The sequence below is a fragment of the Streptomyces sp. S.PNR 29 genome, assembly GCF_030386795.1.
Lineage (GTDB): Bacteria > Actinomycetota > Actinomycetes > Streptomycetales > Streptomycetaceae > Streptomyces.
The window spans coordinates 371,968-397,529 of record NZ_JANUQM010000004.1 but is presented as its reverse complement, the minus strand read 5'-3'; the positions used below and the strand labels follow the sequence as shown (position 1 = coordinate 397,529).

The following is a 25,562-nucleotide window of genomic DNA, read 5'->3' as shown; positions in this document are numbered from 1 at the left end:
CCCGACAGCAAGGCCCACGCGCAGGCGAGCCCAGCACCAGCCCCCGACAGCAAGGCCCACGCGCAGGCGAGCCCAGCACCAGCCCCCGACAGCAAGGCCCACGCGCAGGCGAGCCCAGCACCAGCCCCCGACAGCGAGGCCCATGGGCGTGCGGGCAGAGGCGGGTCGGGGGCGCGTCGCTGTGCAGACCTCCGCCGAGTGCCGATGCGCGTGCGGCCGGTGGGTGGGACACGGTCGCGGCGGTACACGGTTCCCCGGCGGTGAGGCCGGTGCGCCCACGGCTGCCTCGGGCAATGAAGCTGACGCGCCCACAGTGGGCAGCGCGGGGTCGTGACGTGCGCAGCCCCCGGCCATGAAGCCGGTGCGCCCACAGCCAAGGGGCAGGGCACGGTCGCCGCGGTACGTGAGCCCCCGGCCATGAGGCCAGTGTGCCCACAGCCAAGGCGCGGGGCGCGGTCGCCGCGGTCGTCGGGCCCCCGGCGATGTGGTCGGTGGCGTCACGGCCGGTGGGCCGGGCGCGGTCGCCGTGGTGTGGTGAGGCCGCTGCGGCATGGCCCCCTACCCGTCCGCTGCCGTAGTGGAGGGGTAGAGGGCCGTGCCGAGCGGCGGGGTTGGCGGCGTCGCCACCGCCGCTCCGGTGCGTCGCGGGCGCGGGTGTGCTAGGGCACGGTCACCACTTCGGCGGACTCGCGATCGACCTGGCCAGGACGTCGTCCAGGACCCTCGCCGTCTCCGGGATGTCCAGCTGGGAGTTGTCGATGATCGGCAGACCCGAGCCGTACCAGCCGGCCATGCGGCCGTGGATGCGGGCGACCTCCTCGTCGGTGAGGCGGCGGTTGCCGGTGCGTTCGGCGTTGCGTTCCAGGACGATGTCGAGGCCGGGGAGGATGACCACCGGGAGGAGGCCGGGGCCGACGTGCCGTTTCCAGCCGCCGAGGCCCACCACCGGGCGGTCGGGGAAGACGGCGTCGTCGAGGATGCACGAGATGCCGTTGGCCAGGAAGTTGCGCGCGGCGAAGCCGCAGGTGCGGCGGGCGAGGCGGTACTGGGCCTCGGAGTTGTCGTTCCAGCCGGACTGGGGGTCGGCGAAGCCCGAGCGGACCCACTCGCGGACGTCGTCGAGGCTGATGTGGGCGGTGGGGACCCGGCGGTGGTCCGCCCAGTACTTGGCGACGCTGGTCTTGCCGGCGCCCGCGGGCCCGATGAGCAGCACCGCGATGGTGGTGGTGGCCGGGTCGGGCGCGATGGCCGTGGCGGGAGGCGCGCTGGGCACGGCGACGGGGCCGCCCGGCGGCAGCGGGACGTGTCCCGTGGTGTCCGGCGCGGGTGGGGCCGGGGTGTGCTGCGGAACCGTGGGGTGCTGGACGGTGGGATGTGGCGTCTGTCCGGGGTAGCCGGGTGCCGGGGGCGGCGGGGGCACGGGGGCGGAACCCTGGTGTGCCCCGGGGTGTCCCGGGTGGTGTGCGGCCGGCGACCAGCCGACGGCCGGTCCGTGCCCCGGCTGGTGGGGCGGCGGCAGCGGAGAACCCACTGCGTGCTGCATCCGGTGCCACTCCGTCTCGTACAGGCGATAGGCGCTGACGGCGGGAAAGAACCCGCATTCCCCCACAGCCTAAAGGCGTTGGGGCACCCCCCATCCGAACGGTACCGCCCCCTGCCGTCGATTGGTGAACGGCCGGGGGCGCTCCGAAGTGCCCGTGTCGTAAGGCGCATCGGGGGGAGGACCCACCCGGGGACTTACTGGCCCACTTCGCCGTACGCGGCGAGAAGGACGGCCGGGTCGGGTCCCTCCAGGACGGTGGGCTTGGCGAGGCCGTCGAGGACGATGAAGCGCAGCAGGTCGCCGCGGGACTTCTTGTCGACCTTCATGGTCTCCAGCAACTTGGGCCACTGGTCGTGGCGGTAGTGCAGCGGCAGCCCGACCGATTCGAGGATCGTGCGGTGGCGGTCGGCCGTGGCGTCGTCCAGGCGGCCCGCCAGACGGCCCAGTTCGGCGGCGAAGTGCATGCCCACCGACACCGCGGCGCCGTGGCGCCACTTGTAGCGCTCGTTCTTCTCGATGGCGTGACCGAGCGTGTGGCCGTAGTTGAGGATCTCGCGCAGGCCCGACTCCTTCAGGTCGGAGGAGACGACCTCGGCCTTCACCCGGATGGAGCGCTCGATCAGCTCGGCCGTGTGCGGGCCTGCCGGGGTACGGGCGGCCTCGGGGTCGGCCTCGATGAGGTCGAGGATGACCGGGTCGGCGATGAAGCCCGCCTTGATGACCTCCGCGAGTCCCGACACGTAGTCGTTGACGGGCAGGGAGTCCAGCGCGGCCAGGTCGCACAGCACGCCGGCGGGCGGGTGGAAGGCGCCCACGAGGTTCTTGCCCTCGGCGGTGTTGATGCCGGTCTTGCCGCCGACGGCGGCGTCCACCATGGCCAGCACGGTGGTCGGGATCGCGATCCAGCGCACCCCGCGCAGCCAGGTCGCGGCCACGAACCCGGCCAGGTCCGTCGTCGCGCCGCCGCCCACGCCCACGATGACGTCGGTGCGGGTGAATCCGGACTGGCCGAGCGCCTTCCAGCAGTAGGCGGCGACCTCCGCGGTCTTGGCCTCCTCCGCGTTGGGCACCTGGATGGCGACCGCCTCGTAGCCCTGCCCGGCCAGATCGGCCCGCAGCGCGTCACCGGTCTCGGCGAGCGCCTCGGGGTGGATGACGGCGACCCGCTTGGCCTTCGCCCCGATCAATCCGCCCAGCTCACCCAGGAGCTGACGGCCCACCAGAACCTCGTACGGGTCGGTGCCCGCGGTGCCGCCGACCTGGATCCGCGTCACTGCCTCGCTCATGCTTCTTTCAGCTCCATTGCGTCGAGGGCGGCTTGGGTGACCTCTTCCGGCGTACGGCCATCGGTTGGTACGACGGCCGTGGCGACCTCCTCGTACAGGTGCCGACGGGCCTCCATCAGCTCGCGCCACTGTTTGCGCGGGTTGACGGCGAGCAGCGGGCGGGCCGCGTTGAGGCCGGTGCGCTTGACCGCCTCGTCCACCTCCATCGAGAGGTAGACGACCCGCTGCCCGTCGAGCAGCGCGCGCGTGTCCGCGTCGAGGATCGCGCCGCCGCCGAGCGCCAGTACCCCGTCGTGCTCGGCGAGCGCCCGACGCACGGCCTGCTTCTCGATCGCCCGGAAGGCCGGCTCGCCCTCGTCCACGAAGATCTCGGCGATGGTCCGGCCCTGCTCGGCCACGATGTCGTCGTCCGTGTCGCGGTAGCCGACCCCGAGCCGCTCGGCGAGCAGCTGCCCGACGGTGGACTTGCCCACCCCCATCGGGCCGACCAGGACGATCGTCGGTGCGCTCATCGGATGGCCAGGTTGTCGAGGTACGACCGGACGTTGCGGCGGGTCTCGGTCACCGAGTCGCCGCCGAACTTCTCGGCCACGGCGTCCGCCAGCACCAGCGCCACCATCGCCTCGGCGACGATGCCGGCCGCCGGTACCGCCGAAACGTCCGAACGCTGGTGGTGGGCGGCGGCCGCCTCGCCGGTGGTCACGTCCACGGTCTGCAGAGCGCGTGGCACAGTCGCGATCGGCTTCATCGCGGCACGTACCCGCAGCAGCTCACCGGTGGACAGGCCGCCCTCGGTTCCGCCCGAGCGGCCGGAGGTGCGCCGGATGCCCTCGTCGGTCTTGACGATCTCGTCGTGCGCCTTGGATCCGGGCACCCGCGCCAGCTCGAAGCCGTCGCCGATCTCGACGCCCTTGATCGCCTGGATCCCCATGAGGGCGCCCGCGAGCCGGGCGTCCAGCTTGCGGTCCCAGTGGACGTGCGAACCCAGGCCGACGGGGACGCCGTACGCCAGGATCTCGACCACGCCACCGAGCGTGTCGCCGTCCTTGTGGGCCTGGTCGACCTCCGCGACCATCGCCTTCGACGCGTCCGCGTCCAGGCAGCGCAGCGGGTCGGCATCCAGCTTCTCGACGTCGGCCGGGGTCGGGTACACGCCTTGCGGCGCCTTCACGGAGCACAGCTCGACGACGTGCGAGACGATCTCGATGCCGGCCGTCTCCTTCAGGTACGACCGCGCCACCGCGCCCAGGGCCACGCGGGCCGCGGTCTCCCGCGCGGAGGCGCGCTCCAGGATCGGCCGGGCCTCGTCGAAGCCGTACTTCTGCATGCCGGCGAGGTCCGCGTGGCCGGGCCGGGGCCGGGTGAGCGGCGCGTTGCGGGCGAGGCCGGCCAGGATCTCGGGATCCACCGGGTCGGCCGCCATGACCTGTTCCCACTTCGGCCACTCGGTGTTGCCCACCATGATCGCGACGGGGGAGCCGAGGGTGAGGCCGTGCCGGACGCCGCCGATGAAGGTGACCTCGTCCCGCTCGAACTTCATCCGGGCACCGCGCCCATAGCCCAGCCGCCGCCTCGCGAGATGGTCCGCCACCATGTCCGTGGTGATCGGCACGCCGGCGGGAAGGCCCTCCAGCGTCGCCACGAGTGCGGGACCGTGGGACTCCCCCGCGGTCAGCCAGCGCAACCTGCTCAACGGTGCTCCTCAGTGCTCGCGCCCCGGTTACTGCCCTGCGTACGCGTGTCCTCGCGTACGGCGACGGCTCGACCGGGTGCGCGGTCCCGGCCCGCCACCTCCGATCCTCCCACGTCCGGCGCCGTGCCCGGCCGCAGGTCCACAAGGCGGACGCGACAGTCCGGGGTCCTGTGTCATCCCATCCGCGCCGCCGCGCTCCTGATCACCTCGCGGATACGGAAGTACGTGCCGCAGCGGCAGACGTTGGCGATCTCGTCGATGTCGGCGTCGGTGGAGTTGGTGGTGCGCTTGAGGAGAGCGACGGCGGCGATGATCTGTCCGGGCTGGCAGTAGCCGCACTGGGCGACGTCCTGTTCGTGTCACCGACGACCGGATCGGCCGGTGCGGGCGGCGTGGGAACCGCCGCGTCGGCGCTGCCTGGCGCGTAGGTCGGCGGCCCGCCGACGGTGCCGGGCCGCCCGGAGATGACGACCGGTGGTTACTCCCTGGTACAGGAGTTTCACAGGGTCACCACCGGCCACGTGGTGTACGCCGTCAGCGGTCGGCCAGAGCGTGCTCGCCCGCTTTGCGCATCGCGTCCAGCGGGGCCGGGGCGCGCCCCGTCATCTGCTCGACCTGCAGTACCGCCTGGTGCACCAGCAGGTCGAGGCCGCTGACGACCGCCCCGCCGTGCGCCGACCAGCGGGCGGCGAGCGCGGTCGGCCACGGGTCGTAGAGCACGTCGAACAGGGTCGCCGGCATCTCCGGGACCTCGGAGGCGAGTGCGTCGGTCGTCCCGGCCGGGGTGGTGGCGACGACGAGCGGGGCGTGCAGCGCCCGCGCCGCGTCGGCCCAGTCCGCGATGCGCACCGCGACGCCGAGCCGCTCACCCCATTGCCGCATCTCGGCGGCGCGGGCCTCGCTGCGTACGTAGGCGACGACCTCACCGGTACAGATCCGGGCCAGCGCGGCCAGCGCCGAGGAGGCGGTGGCTCCGGCGCCGAGGATCGCGGCCGAGTCCACCTGGTCGATGCCGCGCTCCCGCAGGGCGGCCACCATCCCGGGGATGTCGGTGTTGTCCCCGACCCGGCGCCCGTCCTCGGTGAACACCACGGTGTTGACCGCCTCGACGGAGGCCGCCGTCTCGCTGATCTCGTCGAGCAGTGGGATGACGGCCCGCTTCAGCGGCATGGTCAGTGACAGCCCCGCCCACTCCGGCCCGAGCTCGCCGAGGAATCCGGGCAGCGCCGCCTCGTCGACCTCGAACCTGTCGTACGTCCAGCCGGTCAGCCCCAGTTCCTCGTAGGCGGTGCGATGCAGTACCGGCGACAGGGAGTGGGCGATGGGTGAGCCGAGCACGGCGGCCCGGCGGGCGTCAGCGGCCCGAGGCTTCATTGAACTTGTCCTTGAGCTTCTCGAATTCGGCGTAGGTCCTGGCGAATTCGGTTTTGTTCACACCGTCGGTCGCGACGAAGTAGATCCAGCCGTCGTGCGTCGGATTCAGCGTCGCCTTCAGCGCGTCGTCACCGGGGTTGCCGATGGGTCCGGGCGGCAGACCCTTCTGGGTGTACGTGTTGTACGGGTCCGTATTGCTGTTGATCTCCGACTCGCTGATGTTGATGTTGCTCTCGTTCTTCAGGTAATTGAACGTCGAGTCGAACTGCAACAGCTGGTTGGTCTCGGTGTTCGTCGGCTTGAGACGGTTGTAGACCACCTCCGCCATCTTGCGGAAGTCGTCGTCCGTCTTGCCCTCGGCCTGGACGAGGCTGGCCACCGTGACGACCTGCAGCGGGTTTTCCAGGTTCAGGGACTTGGCCTTCGCCGCGAGGTTGTAACTGTTGTACTTCGCGGCAGCCTGGGTCACCATCTCCTTCAGCACCGTCTCGGGCTTCATACCCTTGGCCGCCGGATAGGTACCGGGGAAGAGGAATCCTTCCACCGGGTCCTTGATATCGGGGTTGTCGTTCGCCCAGCTCGGCAGTCCGAGGCTCTTGTACTGCTTGAGCGCGACCTTCCTGGTCGTGCCCGACGACAGTTCGAGTTTTTCGTCGATGGCCTTGTAGACGCTGATATTGCGCTCACCAGGCCGCACCAGCACATTGTTCTGGCTCTTCGGGTCGAGCATCATCTTCACGGCGCTGGCGGCGGACATCTGCTTCCGCAGCAGATACGCACCCGCCTGGATCTTTTTGCCCTCGGGATTCTGCTCCTGCGCGGCGACGAACGCGTCGACGCTCTTGACGACACCCGCCGCTTTCAGCTTCTGGCCGATCTCGTATCCCAGCGCGCCCTTGGGGACCTCGACGGTCACCATCGTCTTCGTGCCTTCCCCGGCATAGTCCGGGGGCGCGCCGAAACGATCCTGGTAAAACTGATAGCCGAAATATCCGACTCCGCCCACGCCGCCGGCGAGCACCAGGAGCACCACCAGGCAGGCACAGCCGTTGCGGCGCTTCTTGCCCTTCCCGCCCTTGCCCCGCCGGTCACCACGGCCGTCCCCGCCGTCGCCGTCGTCCGCGTCGTCGTCATCGTTGCCGCCCGCGAAGAAGGCGTGCTCACCCTGGTCGGGCCCCGGGTCCCAGTCGGTCCGCGTCGGCTCCGGTTCGGCCTGCCTGCGGCTCGGCGGTTCCGGCGGCGGGTACCCCTCCGGCGTGCCGTAGAAGTCGGACTGCTCCGCGCCGTACGCGGCGGCCTGCTGACCGTAGGGGTCGACCGGGTCGGCCGGGTACGGAACCTGCGGGTGCGTGCCGGTGGCCCAGCCGCCCTGGTCGTAGCCCTGCTGCGACTGGGGGGCGTAATGCTGGTCGTACTGCTGCTGGTCGTACTGCTGGTACTGCTGCTGCGACTGACCGTATCCGTCCTGCTCGCCGGTGCCCCAGTCGCCGTACTGCGGCTGCTCTGGATAGTGCTGCGGCTGGCCGCCGTAGGGGGACTGCCGGCCCACCTGGGCCTGCTGTCCTCCCCATCCGCCGTCCCCGTACAACGGGTCCTCCGGATGCCACGGTTCGGAGCCTTGGCCCCGGCCATACTCAGTCATCGATCCCCTAGAGCCGCGAGGCGGTGGAAGCCGTCTTTGCGGCTCGGCCACCGTTCCGCCTCTCGTTGTGCGGCGACTGTTCGAACGCCGTCGCATCGCGCGGAACGTTACCGTATCGCGATCAGATGACCACTTCGACGCCCTCGCCGGGTGCTTTACCTGACACCCGTTCGGATTCCAGAGCCTGCTGCAGGATGATCACAGCAGCTGCCTGGTCGATGACGGACCTGCCCTTCTTGGTCTTCACGCCTGATGCGCGCAGTCCTTGACTGGCCGTCACCGTGGTCATCCGCTCATCGACCAGTCTCACCGGAACGGGGGCGATCATGCGCGCCAGTTCCTGAGCGAAGCCGCGAACTTTTACCGCGGCGGGGCCCTCGCCCCCCTTGAGGGAGCGAGGGAGACCGACGACGATCTCGATCGGCTCGTACTCCTCGGCAAGCTGCTTCAACCGCCGCTGAGCTGCTGGGATGTCACGCCCGGGGACCGTCTCGACCGGCGTGGCGAGGATCCCGTCGGGGTCGCACGAGGCGACCCCGATGCGGGCGTCCCCGACGTCGATCGCGAGCCGACGTCCTCTGCGCATCACTTGGCCGTTTCCGCCACGAGCCGCTCGACGGCGTCGATGGCCTCGCCGATGGCGGCCGGGTTCTGGCCACCGCCCTGAGCGACGTCCGGCTTGCCGCCACCGCCGCCGCCGAGGGTCTTGGCGGCCGTACGGACCAGGTCACCGGCCTTCAGACCGCGCTCGCGGGCGGCCTCGTTGGTGGCGATGACCGTCAGCGGCTTGCCGTTGACGGTCGTGAACAGGGCCACGACAGCGGCCCGTCCGCCCTGGATGCGGCCGCGTACGTCGAGGACCAGCTTGCGCAGGTCGTCGGCGGTGGTGCCGTCCGGGACCTGGCCGGAGACCAGGGCGACGCCTCGCACGTCCTTGGCGGACTCGGCGAGACCGGCGGCGGCCTGGAGCACCTTCTCGGCGCGGAACTTCTCGATCTCCTTCTCGGCGTCCTTCAGCTTGCCGAGCATGGCGGAGACCTTCTCCGGCAGCTCCTCCGCGCGGCCCTTGAGCAGCTCGGTGAGCTGGTTGACCACCGTGTGCTCACGGGCGAGGAAGTTGTAGGCGTCCACCCCGACGAGAGCCTCGATACGGCGGACACCCGAGCCGATGGACGACTCGCCGAGCAGCTTCACCAGGCCCAGCTGGGCGGTGTTGTGCACGTGCGTGCCGCCGCACAGCTCCTTGGAGAAGTCGCCGATGGTCACGACGCGGACCCGGTCGCCGTACTTCTCGCCGAACTCGGCGATGGCGCCCTGCTTCTTGGCCTCGTCGATGCCCATGACGTCGGCGCGCACGTCCAGGTCGCGGGCGAGCACCTCGTTGATCTTCTGCTCGACATCGGTCATCACGGCCGTCGGGACGGCGGAGGGCGATCCGAAGTCGAAGCGGAATCGGCCGGGCTGGTTCTCGGAACCGGCCTGGGCGGCCGTCGGGCCGAGGGCGTCGCGCAGGGCCTGGTGCGTGAGGTGGGTGGCCGAGTGGGCGCGGGCGATGGCCTTGCGGCGGCGGGCGTCGATGGAGGCGTGGGCCTTGGCGCCGACGGTGACCTCGCCGACCTGGACGACGCCCTTGTGGACGTACACGCCCGGGACCGGCTTCTGGCAGTCGCGCACCTCGATGACGGCACCGGAGTCGGCCTTGATGCGGCCGGTGTCGCCGATCTGACCGCCGCCCTCGGCGTAGAAGGGCGTGCGGTCGAGGACGATCTCGACCTCGTCGCCCTCGGTGGCGGCCGGAGAGGAGACGCCGTCGACGAGGATGCCGACGACCGTGGACTCGCCGTCGGTGTCGGTGTAGCCGATGAAGTCGGTGGCGCCGGCCCGGTCGGCGATCTCGCGGTAGGCACCGAGGTCGGCGTGGCCGGTCTTCTTGGCCTGGGCGTCGGCCTTGGCGCGCTCCCGCTGCTCCTTCATCAGGCGGCGGAAGCCCTCCTCGTCCACGGAGAGGCCCTGCTCGGCGGCCATCTCCAGGGTGAGGTCGATCGGGAAGCCCCAGGTGTCGTGGAGCAGGAAGGCCTTGTCGCCGGGCAGGACCGTGGAGCCGGCGGCCTTGGTGTCGCTGACGGCCGTGTCGAGGATGTTGGTGCCGGCCTTCAGCGTCTTGAGGAAGGCGTTCTCCTCGGCGAGGGCGACCTTCTCGATGCGCTCGCGGTCGGTGATGAGCTCGGGGTACTGCTGGCCCATCATGCCGATGACGACGTCGACCAGGTCCTTGACGACCGGGCCGGTGGCGCCGAGCAGGCGCATGTTGCGGATGGCACGGCGCATGATGCGGCGCAGCACGTAGCCGCGGCCCTCGTTGCCCGGCGTCACGCCGTCGCCGATGAGCATCGTGGCGGTGCGCATGTGGTCGGTGACCACGCGCAGGGAGATGTCCGAGGCGTGGGCGTCGCCGTAGCGGACGCCGGTCAGCTCGGTGGCCTTGTCGATGACGGCCATGGAGGTGTCGATCTCGTACATGTTCTGCACGCCCTGCAGAATCATGGCGAGCCGCTCAAGGCCGAGGCCGGTGTCGATGTTCTTGCTCGGCAGGTCGCCGAGGATCGGGTAGTCCTTGCCCGGTCCCTCACCCCGCTCGTACTGCATGAAGACGAGGTTCCAGATCTCCACGTACCGCTCGTCGTTGACGGCGGGGCCGCCCTCGGCGCCGAACTCGGGGCCGCGGTCGTAGTTGATCTCGGAGCAGGGGCCGCAGGGGCCGGGGACGCCCATGTCCCAGTAGTTGTCCTTCTTGCCCAGGCGCTGGATGCGCTCCTTGGGCACGCCGACGACCTCGTGCCAGATGCGCTCGGCCTCGTCGTCGTCCTTGTAGACGGTGATCCACAGACGCTCGGGGTCGAGGCCGTAACCGCCCTTGTCCTGGGGCGTGGTGAGCAGCTCCCAGGCGAGCTTGATGGCGCCTTCCTTGAAGTAGTCACCGAAGGAGAAGTTGCCGCACATCTGGAAGAACGTGCCGTGCCGCGTGGTCTTGCCGACCTCTTCGATGTCGGGCGTGCGGACGCACTTCTGCACGCTCGTGGCGCGCGCGAACGGCGGCTTCACCTCGCCCAGGAAGTAGGGCTTGAAGGGCACCATGCCGGCCGGGACGAGCAGCAGAGTCGGGTCGTCCGCGATGAGCGACGCCGAAGGGACGACGGTGTGACCGCGCTCCTCGAAGAAGCTCAACCAGCGGCGGCGGATCTCAGCCGACTCCATCAGTGGTCCTCATTCCGGTTGTACGAGTACGTCTGGTACGTCGAGCCGTCGACGTACTTCGGGCTGTTGCGGTTCTCGATGGCGGCGTACCGCCTGGGTGCGGGCAGTTCGGGGTCGACGGGGGCGTTGAGCCCGAGCGCGTCGCCCAGTTCGGCCTCGCGCTGGGCCATGTTGTCGCGGACGTCGAGCGCGAAGCCGACCGCGCGGTCCTTCAGGCGGTGGCCGGCCTCGATCGCCTTGTTCGCCGCCTGCGTGGCGAGGTGCTCGGGGGTCAGCTGCCTCAGCTTGCGGTTGACCTTGGTGGTGGCCCACACACCGGCGGCTACACCTGTGGTGAACCAGAACGTACGGCGGAACATTCGCTAGTCCTTCTTCTTCCGCTTCACCCGCCGCGCGGCCGGCACGGTGCGGCCCACGATCACGGTGCGCCTCGCCGTCTTGGCGGACACGTCCTCCCGGTTCCCGCTCAGGGCCCGGCGCACGCCGTAACCGAAGGCGGCGACCTTGACCAGGGGGCCACCGAAGGTGGAGGCGACGGTGGTCGACAGTGCGGAGGCGTTCGACGTGACCTCCTGGACGTCGGAGGCGATCGCGTCGACCCGGTCGATCTGGGTCTGCGCGGAGCGCACCGCCGCGGAGGCGTCGGCCAGCAGCGGGACGGCCTGGTCGGTCACGTCCGCCACGAGCTTGGTGGTCGCCCTGAGCGTCTGGGCCAGCCTCGCCAGCGCGACGGCGAGGAAGGAGACCAGGATCGCCCAGAAGACGGCCACCAGGATTCCGGCCACCTCTCCACCGGACACTGGATGCACCCGCTCCCTGAAACGTGCCTGAACAATTGCCTGAACATCGAGAAAGTCGTGCCACCGAGCCTATCGCGCCGGGGGTGGCGCTCCGTACCGGATTAGCGTCGGGCACAGCGGAATCGCGAAAGCCCGCCGGCTCGCCCGCCCGAAGCGGGCGGACGGGACGGCGGGCTGGGGTACTGCGGCCCGGCTGGGGTCAGCGGGCGTAGTACTCGACGACGAGCTGCTCGTCGCAGATCACCGGGATCTCCTTGCGGTTCGGCTCGCGGTCCAGGCGGAACGCCAGGGCCTTGAGGTTCACCTGCAGGTAGCGCGGGGTCTCGCCGTCGGGGGCGAAGCCACCCTCGCGGGCGATCTGGAAGAGCGTCTTGTCCTTGCTGCGGTCGCGGACCTGCACCACGTCGTCGGGACGGACGACGAACGACGGCTTGTCGACCTTCTTGCCGTTGACCTGGATGTGTCCGTGGACGACCATCTGGCGGGCCTGGTAGATCGTGCGGGCGATGCCCGAACGCAGGACCAGCGCGTCGAGGCGCTTCTCCAGCTCCACGATCAGGGCCTCACCGGTCTTGCCCTGGACCTTGGACGCGCGCTCGTAGGCGCGGACCAGCTGGCGCTCGGAGATGTCGTACTGAGCGCGCAGGCGCTGCTTCTCCAGCAGACGGACCTTGTAGTCCGAGTTCTGCTTGCGGCCGCGGCCGTGCTCACCCGGCGGGTAGGGGCGGGCCTCGAAGTACTTGACGGCCTTCGGGGTCAGCGCGATGCCGAGGGCACGCGACTTCTTGACCTTGGGGCGGGACTGGTTCGCCACTTTTCTCTCATTTCCTGGTGTCGGCTTGTCAGGGTTGAGGGAGGTCGCATCCGCAGCCGGGGAATCCCGCCGGGTCCTCACGGGGACCTGCCGGGCAGCCGCTTCCCTGGTCTGGGCACATACGTGCAGCACGCGAGTGGCCCACCGACCGTTCCCGGGGCTCCGGGTGGTGGTGGGCTGCCCGCGACACCGTTCGACGGTGCGCGACGCTCCTGGAGTCAGTCCGGGAGGGACTGGGTCTCCGGCTGACTCTCCTGCTCTGACTGCACAGGACTCAGCACTCCGAGCGAGTCTACCGCGTGCTCAGGACCGCTTGCGACCGAGGTGCTTCCTGGTCCACTCCACCGCGTCCGCGTACCGCGCCTCGGCACCGTGCCGGGTCGGGGTGTAGTACTCCCGCTCCTTGATCGCGTCCGGCGCGTACTGCTGGGCGGCGATGCCTTCGGGCAGGTCGTGCGGGTAGACGTACCCCTGCCCGTGACCGAGCTTGCCCGCGCCCTTGTAGTGGCTGTCGCGCAGGTGGGCCGGTACCGGCCCAGCCAATCCCTTGCGTACGTCGTCCAGGGCGGCGCCGATCGCGGTGGTCGCGGAATTGGACTTGGGGGCCAGGGCGAGGGCGATGGTGGCGTGGCTCAGGGTGAGCGCGGCCTCCGGGAAGCCGATCATGGCGACGGCCTGGGCGGCGGCCACCGCTATGGAGAGGGCGTTCGGGTCGGCGAGGCCGATGTCCTCGCTGGCGGAGATCATCAGGCGGCGGGCGATGAAGCGGGGGTCCTCGCCGGCCTCGATCATCCGGGCCAGGTAGTGCAGGGCGGCGTCGACGTCGGAGCCGCGGATGGACTTGATCAGGGCGCTGGCGACGTCGTAGTGCTGGTCGCCGTCCCGGTCGTACTTCACGGCGGCCCGGTCGACCGTCTCCTCCAGGGTCGTCAGGCCGATCTCCGTCTCGCCCTTGTCGAGCGCGGCTCCGGCGGCGGCCTCCAGGGCGGTCAGGGCGCGGCGGGCGTCGCCGCCGGCGATGCGCAGCAGGTGGCTCTCGGTGTCCTCGGGGAGGGTGACGGCGCCGCCCAGACCGCGCTCCTCGGTCAGGGCGCGGTGGATCAGGCCGCGCACGTCGTCGTCCGTGAGGGGTTCGAGGGTCAGCAGCAGCGAGCGGGACAGCAGGGGCGAGATCACCGAGAAGTACGGGTTCTCGGTCGTCGCGGCGATCAGCGTCACCCAGCGGTTCTCGACGGCCGGGAGCAGGGAGTCCTGCTGGGCCTTGCTGAAGCGGTGGATCTCGTCGAGGAAGAGGACGGTCTCCTTGCCGTATCCCCCGGAGGCGCGACGGGCGCCGTCGATGACCGTGCGGACCTCCTTGACGCCCGCGGTGATCGCCGACAGTTCGACGAAGCGCTTGTTGGTGGCCTTGGAGACGACGTACGCCAGGGTGGTCTTGCCGGTGCCGGGCGGGCCCCAGAGGATCACCGAGGACGGTCCCGCCGGGCCGTTCGCCCCCTCGCCGACCAGTCTGCGCAGGGGCGAGCCGGGCTTCAGCAGATGCCGCTGGCCCACGACCTCGTCGAGAGTGCGCGGGCGCATCCGCACGGCCAGGGGGCTGCTGGTCGGGTCCTTCTCCTGGCGTTCTTCTGCGGCGGCGGTGAACAGGTCGGGCTCCACGCTGGAAACCCTAAATCACCGCACTGACAACGCGGTGATCGGCGTCAGCCGGTCCAGAAGTCCCACCAGCGGGTGAGGATCAGCATGCCGATGATGCCGATGTGCAGGACCGGCAGCACCCAGGTGAACTCGCCGAAGAAGCCCTTCAGCCAGCCGGGTGCGGGCAGGAAGCCCTTGCGGACGTTGAACGAGGTCACGTACCAGAACATGATGATCGTCGCGACCCAGGCCAGGCAGCACCACAGGCACAGTGCGTTGATCCGGTACAGGGACTGGAACATCAGCCAGGCGCAGAAGCCGACGCCGAACAGGCAGCCCGCGTTGAAGGTGAGCCAGTACCAGCGCGGGAAGCGGGCGCGGGCCAGCAGGCTCATGCCGACGCAGATGACGATGCCGTAGGCGACGAGGCCGAGCATCGGATTGGGGAACCCGAAGACGGCGGCCTGCTTGCTCTCCATGACGCTGCCGCAGGACACGATGGGGTTCAGGCTGCAGCCCGGGACGAAGGTCTTCCCCTCGACCTTGGCCTCCAGCAGCTTGAACTTGTCGATCGTGATGACCCACGCGGCGAGCAGCCCGGCCGCTCCGGTGATGACCAGCAGCAGGGCGAAGGCCCGGCTTCCGCCCTCGGCACGGGATGCGGCGGCCGTGCGCTCCGTCGAATGCTCGGGCTCAGGCTCCGTGGAGACGTCCTTGACTGTCGTCTTGCTCATCACGCCGATTCCGTCACTAGAGGGTCGGATCTGCTTCGTGCAGGCCCATTGTGCCGCACGCGCGCGCGTGTCCACCGTTCAGTGGACATAAGGAAGTACGTGTGGTCGTCCCCGAACGTTCGGTTCCGGCCGACGCTCGAACCATGACAGCACACGCGAACGATCTCGCGGTGGACGTACGGGGGCTGCGCAAGCAGTACGGGGACGTGACCGCGGTCGACGGCATCGATCTCGGCATCCGGCGGGGCGAGGTGTTCGGCCTGCTGGGCCCCAACGGGGCGGGCAAGAGCACCACGGTGGAGATCCTGCAGGGCAACCGGACGCGGGACGCGGGTGAGGTGTCCGTGCTCGGTGCGGACCCGGAGACCGGCACGCGCGCGTGGCGCTCGCGTGTCGGCATCGTCTGGCAGGACGAGTCCGCGCCCGCCGAGTTGACGGTCCGCGAGACCGTCCGGCACTTCGCCCGCTACTACCCGAGGCCCCGGGCCCCGGAGGAGGTGATCGCCCTGGTGGGCCTGGAGGGGAAGGCGGACAGCCGGATCAAGGCGCTCTCGGGCGGGCAGCGCCGGCGGCTCGATGTCGCCCTCGGGGTGATCGGCGGCCCCGACCTGCTGCTCCTGGACGAGCCGACGACCGGCTTCGACCCGGCGGCCCGGCGCCAGTTCTGGGGCCTGATCCGCACCCTGGCCGACGAGGGCACGACCATCGTGCTGACCACGCACTACCTGGAGGAGGCGGAGGCGCTCGCGCACCGGCTGGCGATCGTCGCCCGGGGCCGGGTCGTCGCGGAGGGCGAGCCGGCCGCCCTGAGGGAGCGGTACGGCACCGAGGCCACCGTCGAGTGGACCGAGCCGGACGGTGCCCCACGCGCGGAGCGCACGACGACTCCCACCCTGACGGTCGCCGAGCTCATGCGCCGCTTCGACGGCGAGATCCCGGGCCTCAGGGTGAGCCGCCCCACGCTGGAGGACGTCTACCTCCGGCTGACCGGACAGGAGGAGGCGCGATGACCACGACCGTCGTGCGGGAGTCCCGCGGGACGACCGATGTGCGGCTTCCGGGGGCTTGGGGGCTCGGGGTGCGGCGGGGCGCGCTGGAGCTGCGGCAGTTCTTCCGGCAGCGCGACCAGGTGGTGTTCACCTTCGCCTTCCCGGTGGTCTTCCTGTTCCTGTTCGCCTCGATCTTCAGCGACGACGTGGAGGGCGCGGGCGTCACCGCCTCGCAGCTGTACGTTCCGGCGATGATGGCCGCCGGCATCATGTCGACGAGTTTCCAGTCCCTCGGCGTCTCGATCGCGATCGAGCGGGACGAGAAGGTGCTGCGCCGGCTGCGCGGCACGCCGATGCCGCCGGCGGCGTACTTCCTCGGCAAGATCTGGCTGGTTCTGGTCACCGGTCTGCTGGAGACGGCGATCCTGCTGCTGGTCGGCACGACCCTGTACGACGTCGGCCTTCCCTCGGACGCGGGCCGGTGGTTCGGCCTGGCCTGGGTCTTCGTCCTCGGCATGACGGCGTGCGCGCTGCTCGGCATCGCGATCAGCTCGGTCCCGAAGTCCGGCAAGAGCGCGTCCTCGGTGGTCGTCCTGCCGTTCCTCGTCCTGCAGTTCATCTCCGGTGTGTACATCTCCATCGGCACCATCCCGGACTGGATGCTGAACATCGGCGCGCTGTTCCCGCTGAAGTGGATGTGCCAGGGGCTGCGCGGCGTGTTCCTGCCGGAGTCGGCGCAGGTGCTGGAGCAGGCCGGAGGCTGGGAGTTCGGACGCGTCGCCCTGGTGCTGGGGGCGTGGTGCGCCGGAGGATTGCTGCTGTGTCTGCTGACCTTCCGCTGGAAGAACCGGCGCGACGGATGACCGGTGCGGCCGGGGCCGTGGGCGCGTACACCTGGGACCGGTCGTTCCGGCTCTGGGACACGTATTTCGCGCTCATCTGGCTGGCCACCCTGGTGTTCGTGCTCGGCGCCGGGCAGCCGGGGTGGCCGGTCCGCGCGGTCGCGGCGGGGCTGCTGGTGCCGCTGATCCCGCTGTTCGTGTGGGTGGGGCGCCCCCTGCTGCGGGAGGACCCGCCCGACGCGCGGCGGGTCCTCGGCTATCTCGTGGCGGCGATGTCGCTCTTCCTGCCGTCGGCGGTCCTCGTGGGCGAGACCCGGCTGATGACCTTCGCGCTGGTCCCCCAGTGCTTCATGACGCTGCGGGTGCGGCAGGCGCTGGTGGCCGTGGCCGTCCTCAGCCTCGTACCCGTGGTGGGCTGGGCGCTGCTGTGGTGGCCCAGTGATCAGGACGTCTTCTTCAACGGTCTGTTCGCCGTGGTGACCTTCGTGTTCTCGGTGGCCGTCGGCACCTGGATCATCAGGATCATCGAGCAGAGCCAGGAGCGGGCGGCGCTGATCGCGGAGCTGGACGCGAGCCGGCACGAGATCTCGCGGTTGTCGGCGGCGCACGGCGCGCTCGCGGAGCGGGAGCGGCTCGCGCGGGAGATCCATGACACGCTGGCGCAGGGTTTCACCAGCCTGCTGATGCTGATCCAGGCCGTGGAGGCGGAGCTCGGCCATGACGTGCCGCAGGCCCGCCGTCATCTGCGGCTGATGGACGAGACGGCCCGGCAGAACCTCGCCGAGGCCCGCGCCCTGGTCGCCGGTGCCGCGCCCGCCGATCTGGACGGCGCCTCGCTCCCGGACGCCCTGGGCCGGCTGGCCGCCCGCCATGACGCCGCCCTGGAGGTGACCGGTCCGGTACGGCCCCTGCCCGCCGGTCCGGAGGTGGTCGCCCTGCGGGTCTGCCAGGAGGCCCTGGCGAACGCCCGCAAGCACGCGGGGAGTTCGGCTGCGGTCGGGATCACGCTGACGTACACCGAGGAGACGCTCACCGTGTGCGTACGGGACGACGGCCGCGGCTTCGAGCCGGGTGCCGTGTCGGGCGGGTACGGTCTGGCGGGGCTGCGCGCCCGGGTCGCGGAGGCCGACGGTATCGCCCTGGTGCGCAGCGCGCCGGGCGACGGGACGACGGTGACGGTCCGACTGCCCGTACCGTCCTCAGGGAGCGCACCATGATCCGGATCATCCTGGCCGACGACCATCCCGTCGTACGGGAGGGGCTGCGGGCGATGCTGAGCGCCGAGCCGGATCTGGAGGTGGTCGCCGACGCGTCCAGCGGCCCGCAGGCGGAGGCACTGGCCGCCGAACTGGCGCCCGACATCGTGCTGATGGACCTGCGGATGCCGGGCGGTGGGGGCGTGGACTCCATCGTGCGGATGACGGAGGCCGGGCTGGCGTGCCGGGTGATCGTCCTGACGACGTACGAGACGGACCGGGACATCCTGCGGGCCGTGGAGGCCGGGGCGGCGGGGTACCTGCTGAAGGACCTGCCGCGCGCGGAGCTGGCGGAGGCCGTACGGGCCGCTGCGCGGGGCGAGACGGTGCTGGCGCCATCGGTGGCGGCGCGGCTGGTGGACCAGTTGCGGACGAAGCCGGAGCGGCCGCGGTTGTCGGAGCGGGAGACGGCGGTGCTGCGGCTGGTGGCGGAGGGCTGTACGAACGCGGAGATCGGGCGCCGGCTGTTCATCGGGGAGTCGACGGTGAAGACGTATCTGCTGCGGGTGTTCGGCAAGTTGGGGGTGGACGACCGGACAGCTGCGGTGACGAGCGCGATGCGCTTCGGGCTGCTGGACTGAGGGTCGACGTGTCCGGAGGGAGGGACGGCGGGGGCGGGGAAAGCCGCTCCCGCCGCCCCACCGGGCTCAGCCGAGCCGGGCCTCCAGTTCTGCCACGATCTCGTTGACGCCGACGGCCGTCTGTTCGCCGCTCTCCATGTCCTTCAGCTGGACGACGCCCTCGGCGAGGTCCCTCTCCCCCGCCACGATCGTGTAGCGGGCGCCACTGCGGTTGGCGTTCTTCATGGCGCCCTTGAGGCCCTTGCCGCCGTAGGAGAAGTCGGCGGCGATGCCGACCTTGCGCAGTTCGGTGACCTTGGCGAACAGGACACGGCGGGCCTCCTCGCCGAGCGGTACCGCGAACACGCTGGTCGTCGCCGGGAGTTCGAGCCTGACGCCCTCCGCTTCCAGGGCCAGGACCGTGCGGTCGACGCCCAGGGCCCAGCCCACCGACGGGAGTGCGGGGCCGCCGATCATCTCCGACAGACCGTCGTAGCGGCCCCCGCCGCCCACCGCGGACTGGGAGCCCAGACCGTCGTGGACGAACTCGAACGTCGTACGGGTGTAGTAGTCCAGGCCGCGCACCAGCTTGGGGTCGTCCTCGAAGGCGACCCCCGCCGCGGTGATCAGCTCACGGACCTCCTCGTGGTACGCCTTGCAGGCGTCGCAGAGGTAGTCGCGCAGCAGCGGCGCGCCCGCCAGCTGCTTCTGCACCGACTCGCGCTTGTCGTCGAGGACGCGGAGCGGGTTGATCTCCGCGCGGCGGAGCGTGTCCTCGTCCAGGTCCAGGCCCCGCAGGAATTCCTGCAGCGCCGCCCGGTAGACCGGGCGGCACTCCTTGTCGCCGAGGCTGTTCAGCAGGATCCGGAAGTCACGCAGCCCCAGCGAACGGTACGCCTGGTCGGCCAGGATGATCAGCTCGGCGTCCAGCGCCGGGTCCTCCGCGCCGATCGCCTCGGCGCCGACCTGCGAGAAGTGGCGGTAGCGGCCCTTCTGGGGGCGCTCGTAGCGGTAGTACGAGCCGGAGTACCAGAGCTTGACCGGGAGGTTGCCCGCCTTGTGCAGGTTGGCCTCCAGGGCGGCGCGCAGGACCGAGGCCGTGCCCTCGGGGCGCAGGGCGAGCTTGTCGCCGCCCTTGGTCTCGAAGGCGTACATCTCCTTCGTGACGATGTCGGTGGACTCACCGACACCGCGCGCGAAGAGTTCCACACTCTCGAAGCCGGGTGTCTCGATGTAGCCGTAGCCGGAGTTGCGCAGCGGCGCGGCGATCGCCTCACGGACCGCCAGGTATGTGGCGGAGTCCGGCGGGATCAGGTCGTACGTGCCCTTGGGGGCCTTGAAGGTGCTCACGGAAGGTCTCTCGTCACATTCCTCGTCGGGGAGCGGCGTCCGTGCTCCCGAGGCCGGCCGCCACCTGCCGCAGATAGGGGTTGGTGGCGCGCTCCCGGCCGATGGTCGTCTGGGGGCCGTGGCCGGACAGCACCACGGTCGAGTCGTCGAGCGGCAGGCACACGCGGCCCAGCGAGTCGAGCATCTCGGCCATGTCACCGCCCGGCAGGTCGGTGCGTCCGATGGAGCCGGCGAACAGCAGGTCACCCGAGAACAGAACCGGCGGGATGTCCGCCGCCTCGGGCATGCCGAAGGTCACCGACCCCTTGGTATGGCCCGGCGCGTGCGCGACCGTCAGCTCCAGGCCCGCCAGCTCCAGCTTCGCGCCGTCGGCCAGCTCCTTGACGTCGTCCGGCTCCCCGACGGTCAGCTCGCCCATGAGCGGCATCCCGATGGATCGGCCGAGCGCCTTCTCCGGGTCGCTCATCATGTACCGGTCGTCGGGGTGGATCCAGGCCGGTACGTCGTGCGCGCCGCACACCGGGACGACCGAGGCCACGTGGTCGATGTGTCCGTGGGTGAGGACGACGGCGACGGGCTTGAGCCGGTGCTTTCTGACCGCCTCCTCGACGCCCTGGGCGGCCTGATGGCCGGGGTCGATGATCACGCACTCCTCACCGGCGGCGGGGGCGACGAGGTAGCAGTTCGTCCCCCAGGCCCCGGCGGGGAACCCGGCAATGAGCACGATCGTCCTTCGTTGTGTCGATACGGGCGGCTTCTCGGCGACTGCGCCTGGGGTCAGAGCCTACCGGCGCTGCCGATTCCTCAGCGAACCCATATACGGTACGGGGCACACGCATGCGGTCGGCTCAAGGACGCACGCGTACCGGTCGGCATACGAGACGCATGAGGAGAAAACCCGGTGGTCAGCCAGGAACAGCGGCGGCGTCAGCTCGCCCGGGAGAAGTTCTTGCGGCAGCAGCAGCGGCGCACCGCCGCCCGGCGCAAGGCGCGGATGCGCAACGCGGTGATCGCGTCGGTGCTCGGCGTGGTCCTGGTGGGCAGCCTGGCGCTGTACACGACCGGGGTCCTCAAGGACGACGGCGGCAAGGCCAACGCGGGCGCCGAGGTCACCCCGAGCGCCTCGCCGAGCAAGCCCGCGGACCCGTGCGAGAAGCCCGCCGCGGGCAAGGTCACGTCGGAGAACTGGAAGAAGGAGCCGGCGATGACCATCGACAAGTCGGCGAAGTACACCATGAAGCTGGCGACGACCTGCGGCGAGATAGACATCGACATGAAGGCGTCGGCGGCGCCGCACACCGTCAACTCCTTCGACTTCCTCGCCGGGAAGGGCTACTTCGACCACACCAAGTGCCACCGGCTCACCACCAACGGCATCTATGTGCTGCAGTGCGGTGACCCGACGGGCAGCGGCAGCGGTGGTCCGGGGTACACGATCCCCGACGAGAATCTGAAGGACAAAAGCCTGAAGGGCAATGTCTACCCGGCGGGCACCGTGGCGATGGCGAACACCGGGCAGAAGCACAGCGGTGGCAGCCAGTTCTTCCTGGTGTACCAGGACAGTCAGCTTCCGCCCAGCTACACGCCGTTCGGTACCGTCTCCGAGGCGGGCATGAAGGTGCTCAAGAAGATCGCCGCGGCGGGCGAGAGCACGGGCGCCGGTGACGGGGCCCCGAACGCGACGGTCGTGATCAACAAGGCGACGGTCACCAAATCCTGACCGCCAACTGCGAAATTTCGGTCGCGCGGGATGCGGACAGGCCACCCGCCGGTCGCCTATGTTGGCCGTGACGAAACTGTGGACGATGCCCGGGGGTTCTGAAGCCCTCCGCAGGCATCATGTGGAGGAGGCGCTGTGAGCAGCGACCCGTGGGGCCGCGTCGACGAGACGGGGACCGTGTACGTGCGTACGGCCGACGGCGAGAAGGTCGTCGGTTCCTGGCAGGCCGGCTCCCCCGAGGAGGCGCTGGCCTACTTCGAGCGCAAGTACGAGGGCCTGGTTGTCGAGATCGGCCTCCTCGAGAAGCGGGTGAAGACCACCGACCTGTCGGCCAAGGACGCCCAGACCGCCATCGACCACCTCCGGGAGCAGGTCGACGCACATCACGCGGTAGGCGACCTGGAGGCCCTCAGGGCCCGGCTGGACAAGCTCGTGGAGCTGGTGGAGAAGCGCCGTGAGGAGCGCAGGGCGCAGCGGGCGAGGCAGTCCGACGAGGCGCGCAGGGCCAAGGAGGCGCTGGTCGTCGAGGCGGAGGAGCTGGCGCAGTCCGACCAGTGGCGGGCGGCCGGTGAGCGGCTGCGGGCCCTGGTGGACACCTGGAAGGGCCTGCCGCGCCTGGACCGCAAGTCCGACGACGAGCTGTGGCACCGTTTCTCGCACGCACGGTCGGCGTTCTCCAAGCGGCGCAAGCAGCACTTCGCGCATCTGGACGCGCAGCGCGAGGAGGCCCGCAAGACCAAGGAACGGCTGGTCGCCGAGGCCGAGGCGCTGTCGGACTCGACGGACTGGGGGCCGACGGCCGCGCGGTACCGCGAGCTGATGGCCGAGTGGAAGGCCGCCGGTCGCGCCCAGCGGGAGCACGAGGACGACCTGTGGAACCGCTTCCGCGGCGCCCAGGACGTCTTCTTCGCCGCCCGCAGCTCGGTCTTCGCCGAGCGGGACGCCGAGCAGGCGGAGAACCTGAAGCTCAAGGAGGAGCTGGCCGAGGAGGCCGAGAAGCTGCTGCCGATCACGGATCTGAAGGCCGCCCGTGCCGCGTTCCGTTCGATCAACGAGCGCTGGGAGGCCATCGGCCATGTGCCGCGCGACGCGCGGCCGAAGGTCGAGGGCCGGATGCACTCGGTCGAGCGGGCCCTGCAGGAGGCCGAGGAGGCCGAGTGGCGCCGGACGAACCCGGAGGCACGCGCGCGTGCCGAGGGTCTGACCGGTCAGCTCCAGGCCGCCGTGGACAAGCTGAGGGCCCAGATCGAGCAGGCCCGCGCCCAGGGCAACAACGCCAAGGCCGACAAGCTCGAAAAGGAGCTGGAGGGCCGCCAGGCGCTGCTGGACCAGGCTCTGAAGGGGCTGCAGGAGTTCGGCGGCTGACCGGCACACGAACGAGGGGCTTCCGTACTCGCCGTACGGAAGCCCCTCGTTCGTGTGTGTACGGCCTCGCGGCCGGCCTACGACCGGCTGCGGGCCGATGTCACCCGGTACACGTCGTAGACGCCCTCCACGCCCCTGACGGCCTTCAGGACGTGTCCGAGGTGCTTCGGATCGCCCATCTCGAAGGTGAAGCGGGACGTGGCGACGCGGTCGCGGGAGGTCTGGACGGCCGCCGAGAGGATGTTGACGTGCTGATCGGACAGCACGCGCGTGACGTCCGACAGCAGCCGGGAGCGGTCCAGGGCCTCGACCTGGATGGCGACCAGGAACACCGAGGACTGGGTGGGCGCCCACTCGACTTCGAGGATGCGCTCGGGCTCCCGGGACAGTGACTCCACGTTGACGCAGTCATTGCGGTGAACCGATACACCGCTACCGCGGGTGACGAAGCCGATGATGGGGTCGCCGGGCACCGGTGTGCAACAGCGGGCGAGCTTGACCCATACGTCCTCGACGCCCTTGACGATCACGCCCGGGTCGGCGCTGGAGCGGCGCTTGCGGCTGCGGCCGCGGGCCGGCGGGACCGTCTCGTCGATCTCCTCGGTGGCCGCCTCCTCGCCGCCGAGGGCCTGGACGAGCTTCTGCACGATGTTCTGCGCGGAGACATGGCCCTCGCCGATCGCCGCGTACAGCGCGGAGATGTCCGCGTAGCGCATCTCGTGGGCGAGCGTGACGAGGGAGTCGCCGGTCAGGATGCGCTGGATCGGCAGGTTCTGCTTGCGCATCGCGCGGACGATGGCGTCCTTGCCCTGCTCGATCGCCTCGTCGCGGCGCTCCTTGGAGAACCACGCGCGGATCTTGTTGCGGGCGCGCGGCGACTTCACGAAGCCGAGCCAGTCCCGGGAAGGGCCGGCGCCGGGCGCCTTGGAGGTGAAAACCTCCACCAGGTCGCCGTTGTCCAGGGTGGACTCCAGCGGTACGAGGCGTCCGTTGACCCGCGCCCCTATGGTGCGGTGGCCGACCTCGGTGTGGACCGCGTAGGCGAAGTCGACGGGGGTGGCTCCGGCCGGGAGCGCTATGACGTCGCCCTTCGGGGTGAAGACGAAGACCTCGTTGCGGGAGAGGTCGAAGCGCAGGGACTCCAGGAACTCGCTGGGGTCCTCGGTCTCCTTCTGCCAGTCCAGCAGCTGCCGCAGCCACGCCATGTCGTTGATGGCGTCCTTGTCCTTCGCGGACGACTTCGGCGCGTCGGTGCGGATCTTGGAGGCGCCGGCGACGGCCTCCTGCTTGTACTTCCAGTGCGCGGCGATGCCGTACTCGGCACGGCGGTGCATGTCGAACGTACGGATCTGGAGTTCGACCGGCTTGCCGTTGGGGCCGATGACCGTGGTGTGCAGCGACTGGTACATGTTGAACTTGGGCATCGCGATGTAGTCCTTGAACCGGCCGGGGACCGGGTTCCATCGCGCGTGCACCGTGCCGAGGGCCGCGTAGCAGTCGCGGACGGTGTCCACGAGGACGCGGATGCCCACCAGGTCGTAGATCTCCGCGAAGTCGCGACCGCGGACGATCATCTTCTGGTAGACGCTGTAGTAGTGCTTCGGGCGGCCGGTGACGGTGGCCTTGATGCGGGCGGCGCGCAGGTCCTGCTGCACCTCGTCGGTCACTATGGCCAGGTACTCGTCACGCTTCGGCGCCCTCTCGGCCACCAGCCGTACGATCTCGTCGTACATCTTGGGGTAGAGGATCGCGAAGGCGAGGTCCTCCAGTTCCCACTTGATGGTGTTCATGCCCAGGCGGTGGGCGAGCGGCGCGTAGATCTCCAGGGTCTCGCGCGCCTTCTTCTCCTGCTTCTCGCGCTTGAGGTAGCGCATGGTGCGCATGTTGTGCAGGCGGTCGGCGAGCTTGATGACCAGGACGCGCGGGTCCTTGGCCATGGCGACGACCATCTTGCGCACGGTCTCGGCCTGGGCGGCCTCGCCGAACTTGACCTTGTCCAGCTTGGTGACGCCGTCGACGAGCAGGGCGACCACGTCGCCGAAGTCGCGGCGCAGGTCGTCGAGGCCGTACTCGGTGTCCTCGACCGTGTCGTGCAGCAGTCCGGCCATCAGCGTGGCCGGGTCCATGCCCAGCTCGGCGAGGATGGTGGTGACGGCGAGGGGATGGGTGATGTACGGGTCGCCGCTCTTGCGTTTCTGGCCGCGGTGCCAGCGCTCGGCGACCTGGTAGGCGCGCTCGATCTGGCGGAGCGTGGAGGCGTCGATCTTCGGGTCGTTGCTGCGGACTATCCGCAGCAGCGGCTCCAGCACCGGGTTGTAGGGGTTGGCGCGCTGGACGCCGAGCCGGGCGAGGCGGGCGCGGACCCGGTTGGAGGAGCCGGAGCGGGCGGGCTGGCCGGCGGGCGGGCGGACCACGGGCGGGTTCGTGGAGCGCTCGGGGGGCGCGGGCTTGGGACGCGGCTGCTCGGCAGGCTTGTCGACGGGCGCGGACTGGGCGTGCTGGACCGGCCCGCGGGTGTCGTTCTTCGCGTGCGGCGCGTTCGGCGCGGGCTTGGCCGCGGCTGCCGAGGCGGACTCGGGCTTGGCGGCGGTCAGGTGCTGGGCCTCGTCTGGCAAGAGGGCTCCTCGTGCGCGATCCGGGTCCCCCGGTCAGGCTCCGGAAACCCCATGGTAGCGATCCTGGGCCCCAGGATCGCCTTCAG

The 25,562-nt window shown here is 70.4% G+C and carries 22 protein-coding genes and 1 pseudogene; 6 read left to right on the top strand and 17 right to left on the bottom strand.

The features are described 5' to 3' along the window. Nucleotides 1–670: 670 nt before the first annotated feature. The 14 genes and pseudogenes from NW895_RS14305 to NW895_RS14240 form a co-directional block, all read right to left on the bottom strand. Nucleotides 671–1,543, bottom strand: coding sequence for a Pro-rich N-terminal domain-containing protein (locus NW895_RS14305; RefSeq protein ID WP_289935871.1), 873 nt, complete (start codon nt 1,541–1,543; stop codon nt 671–673). Between the two features lie 194 nt (nt 1,544–1,737). After that, nucleotides 1,738–2,829, bottom strand: a complete 1,092-nt coding sequence (gene aroB / locus NW895_RS14300; protein ID WP_289935870.1) for a 3-dehydroquinate synthase — start codon at nt 2,827–2,829, stop codon at nt 1,738–1,740. Further along, nucleotides 2,826–3,341, bottom strand: a complete 516-nt coding sequence (locus NW895_RS14295) for a shikimate kinase (protein ID WP_289935869.1) — start codon at nt 3,339–3,341, stop codon at nt 2,826–2,828. Before NW895_RS14295 ends, aroB begins: the two co-directional genes overlap by 4 nt. Then, nucleotides 3,338–4,522, bottom strand: a complete 1,185-nt coding sequence (aroC, locus tag NW895_RS14290; RefSeq protein ID WP_289935868.1) for a chorismate synthase — start codon at nt 4,520–4,522, stop codon at nt 3,338–3,340. Before aroC ends, NW895_RS14295 begins: the two co-directional genes overlap by 4 nt. 173 nt (nt 4,523–4,695) lie before the next feature. After that, nucleotides 4,696–4,878, bottom strand: a pseudogene (locus NW895_RS14285) (2Fe-2S iron-sulfur cluster-binding protein); the annotation flags it as partial. A gap of 178 nt (nt 4,879–5,056) precedes the next feature. After that, nucleotides 5,057–5,896 (bottom strand): shikimate dehydrogenase, encoded by an 840-nt coding sequence (locus tag NW895_RS14280; RefSeq protein ID WP_289935867.1) that lies wholly within the window; start codon nt 5,894–5,896, stop codon nt 5,057–5,059. Then, the gene (gene mltG, locus NW895_RS14275; protein WP_289935866.1) at nt 5,877–7,538 is read right to left on the bottom strand and encodes an endolytic transglycosylase MltG; all 1,662 of its coding nucleotides are present in this window, start codon (nt 7,536–7,538) and stop codon (nt 5,877–5,879) included. Before mltG ends, NW895_RS14280 begins: the two co-directional genes overlap by 20 nt. Nucleotides 7,539–7,659: 121 nt before the next feature. Beyond that, nucleotides 7,660–8,124: a Holliday junction resolvase RuvX gene (ruvX, locus tag NW895_RS14270; RefSeq protein ID WP_289935865.1), complete on the bottom strand. Its 465-nt coding sequence runs from the start codon at nt 8,122–8,124 to the stop codon at nt 7,660–7,662. Beyond that, on the bottom strand, nt 8,124–10,793 hold the full coding sequence (gene alaS, locus NW895_RS14265; protein ID WP_289935864.1) for an alanine--tRNA ligase: 2,670 nt from the start codon (nt 10,791–10,793) through the stop codon (nt 8,124–8,126). The genes ruvX and alaS overlap by 1 nt, the downstream gene beginning before the upstream one ends. Then, nucleotides 10,793–11,152 carry a hypothetical protein gene (locus NW895_RS14260; protein WP_289935863.1) on the bottom strand — a complete coding sequence of 120 codons (360 nt, stop codon included), beginning with the start codon at nt 11,150–11,152 and terminating at the stop codon, nt 10,793–10,795. Before NW895_RS14260 ends, alaS begins: the two co-directional genes overlap by 1 nt. Nucleotides 11,153–11,155: 3 nt before the next feature. After that, a complete protein-coding gene (locus NW895_RS14255; protein ID WP_289935862.1) occupies nt 11,156–11,602 on the bottom strand; it encodes a DUF948 domain-containing protein in 447 nt (148 codons plus the stop codon). 190 nt (nt 11,603–11,792) lie between these two features. Further along, the gene (gene rpsD / locus NW895_RS14250; RefSeq protein WP_103780920.1) at nt 11,793–12,407 is read right to left on the bottom strand and encodes a 30S ribosomal protein S4; all 615 of its coding nucleotides are present in this window, start codon (nt 12,405–12,407) and stop codon (nt 11,793–11,795) included. A 303-nt stretch (nt 12,408–12,710) separates the two neighbouring features. Then, nucleotides 12,711–14,066, bottom strand: a complete 1,356-nt coding sequence (locus NW895_RS14245) for a replication-associated recombination protein A (RefSeq protein ID WP_289935860.1) — start codon at nt 14,064–14,066, stop codon at nt 12,711–12,713. A 44-nt stretch (nt 14,067–14,110) separates the two neighbouring features. Continuing rightward, complete coding sequence (locus NW895_RS14240) at nt 14,111–14,779, bottom strand: vitamin K epoxide reductase family protein (protein ID WP_289935859.1); 669 nt, start codon at nt 14,777–14,779, stop codon at nt 14,111–14,113. Nucleotides 14,780–14,922: 143 nt separating this feature from the next. Here NW895_RS14240 and NW895_RS14235 point away from each other — a divergent pair, with 143 nt between their 5' ends. The 4 genes from NW895_RS14235 to NW895_RS14220 are packed head-to-tail and all read left to right on the top strand — an operon-like array spanning nt 14,923 to nt 18,447. Further along, nucleotides 14,923–15,789 (top strand): ABC transporter ATP-binding protein, encoded by an 867-nt coding sequence (locus tag NW895_RS14235; protein WP_289935858.1) that lies wholly within the window; start codon nt 14,923–14,925, stop codon nt 15,787–15,789. Then, nucleotides 15,786–16,631, top strand: coding sequence for an ABC transporter permease (locus NW895_RS14230; RefSeq protein WP_289935857.1), 846 nt, complete (start codon nt 15,786–15,788; stop codon nt 16,629–16,631). The genes NW895_RS14235 and NW895_RS14230 overlap by 4 nt, the downstream gene beginning before the upstream one ends. Further along, on the top strand, nt 16,628–17,827 hold the full coding sequence (locus tag NW895_RS14225) for a sensor histidine kinase (protein WP_289936019.1): 1,200 nt from the start codon (nt 16,628–16,630) through the stop codon (nt 17,825–17,827). Before NW895_RS14230 ends, NW895_RS14225 begins: the two co-directional genes overlap by 4 nt. Next, entirely contained in the window at nt 17,824–18,447 is a 624-nt protein-coding gene (locus NW895_RS14220; RefSeq protein ID WP_289935856.1) for a response regulator transcription factor, read from the top strand. Before NW895_RS14225 ends, NW895_RS14220 begins: the two co-directional genes overlap by 4 nt. Nucleotides 18,448–18,513: 66 nt before the next feature. Here the strand turns inward: NW895_RS14220 and hisS are convergent, their stop codons facing one another. Together hisS and NW895_RS14210 are read right to left on the bottom strand one after the other, a co-directional pair. Beyond that, nucleotides 18,514–19,776 carry a histidine--tRNA ligase gene (gene hisS / locus NW895_RS14215; RefSeq protein ID WP_289935855.1) on the bottom strand — a complete coding sequence of 421 codons (1,263 nt, stop codon included), beginning with the start codon at nt 19,774–19,776 and terminating at the stop codon, nt 18,514–18,516. A 13-nt stretch (nt 19,777–19,789) separates the two neighbouring features. Then, a complete protein-coding gene (locus NW895_RS14210) occupies nt 19,790–20,500 on the bottom strand; it encodes an MBL fold metallo-hydrolase (protein ID WP_289935854.1) in 711 nt (236 codons plus the stop codon). A gap of 177 nt (nt 20,501–20,677) precedes the next feature. Here NW895_RS14210 and NW895_RS14205 point away from each other — a divergent pair, with 177 nt between their 5' ends. Together NW895_RS14205 and NW895_RS14200 are read left to right on the top strand one after the other, a co-directional pair. Further along, the gene (locus NW895_RS14205) at nt 20,678–21,496 is read left to right on the top strand and encodes a peptidylprolyl isomerase (RefSeq protein WP_289935853.1); all 819 of its coding nucleotides are present in this window, start codon (nt 20,678–20,680) and stop codon (nt 21,494–21,496) included. Between the two features lie 135 nt (nt 21,497–21,631). Further along, the gene (locus NW895_RS14200; protein WP_289935852.1) at nt 21,632–22,861 is read left to right on the top strand and encodes a DUF349 domain-containing protein; all 1,230 of its coding nucleotides are present in this window, start codon (nt 21,632–21,634) and stop codon (nt 22,859–22,861) included. Between the two features lie 77 nt (nt 22,862–22,938). On the opposite strand, the gene relA is transcribed toward NW895_RS14200, so the two are convergent. Continuing rightward, nucleotides 22,939–25,476, bottom strand: a complete 2,538-nt coding sequence (relA, locus tag NW895_RS14195) for a GTP pyrophosphokinase (RefSeq protein WP_289935851.1) — start codon at nt 25,474–25,476, stop codon at nt 22,939–22,941. Nucleotides 25,477–25,562: the final 86 nt, after the last annotated feature.

Coding starts and splice junctions, on each gene's coding strand:
- NW895_RS14305 (WP_289935871.1), bottom strand. CDS start 1,543: ATGCAGCACGCAGTGGGTTCTCCGCTGCCGCCGCCCCACCAGCCGGGG.
- aroB (WP_289935870.1), bottom strand. CDS start 2,829: ATGAGCGAGGCAGTGACGCGGATCCAGGTCGGCGGCACCGCGGGCACC.
- NW895_RS14295 (WP_289935869.1), bottom strand. CDS start 3,341: ATGAGCGCACCGACGATCGTCCTGGTCGGCCCGATGGGGGTGGGCAAG.
- NW895_RS14280 (WP_289935867.1), bottom strand. CDS start 5,896: ATGAAGCCTCGGGCCGCTGACGCCCGCCGGGCCGCCGTGCTCGGCTCA.
- mltG (WP_289935866.1), bottom strand. CDS start 7,538: ATGACTGAGTATGGCCGGGGCCAAGGCTCCGAACCGTGGCATCCGGAG.
- ruvX (WP_289935865.1), bottom strand. CDS start 8,124: ATGCGCAGAGGACGTCGGCTCGCGATCGACGTCGGGGACGCCCGCATC.
- alaS (WP_289935864.1), bottom strand. CDS start 10,793: ATGGAGTCGGCTGAGATCCGCCGCCGCTGGTTGAGCTTCTTCGAGGAG.
- NW895_RS14260 (WP_289935863.1), bottom strand. CDS start 11,152: ATGTTCCGCCGTACGTTCTGGTTCACCACAGGTGTAGCCGCCGGTGTG.
- NW895_RS14240 (WP_289935859.1), bottom strand. CDS start 14,779: ATGAGCAAGACGACAGTCAAGGACGTCTCCACGGAGCCTGAGCCCGAG.
- NW895_RS14235 (WP_289935858.1), top strand. CDS start 14,923: ATGACAGCACACGCGAACGATCTCGCGGTGGACGTACGGGGGCTGCGC.
- NW895_RS14230 (WP_289935857.1), top strand. CDS start 15,786: ATGACCACGACCGTCGTGCGGGAGTCCCGCGGGACGACCGATGTGCGG.
- NW895_RS14225 (WP_289936019.1), top strand. CDS start 16,628: ATGACCGGTGCGGCCGGGGCCGTGGGCGCGTACACCTGGGACCGGTCG.
- NW895_RS14220 (WP_289935856.1), top strand. CDS start 17,824: ATGATCCGGATCATCCTGGCCGACGACCATCCCGTCGTACGGGAGGGG.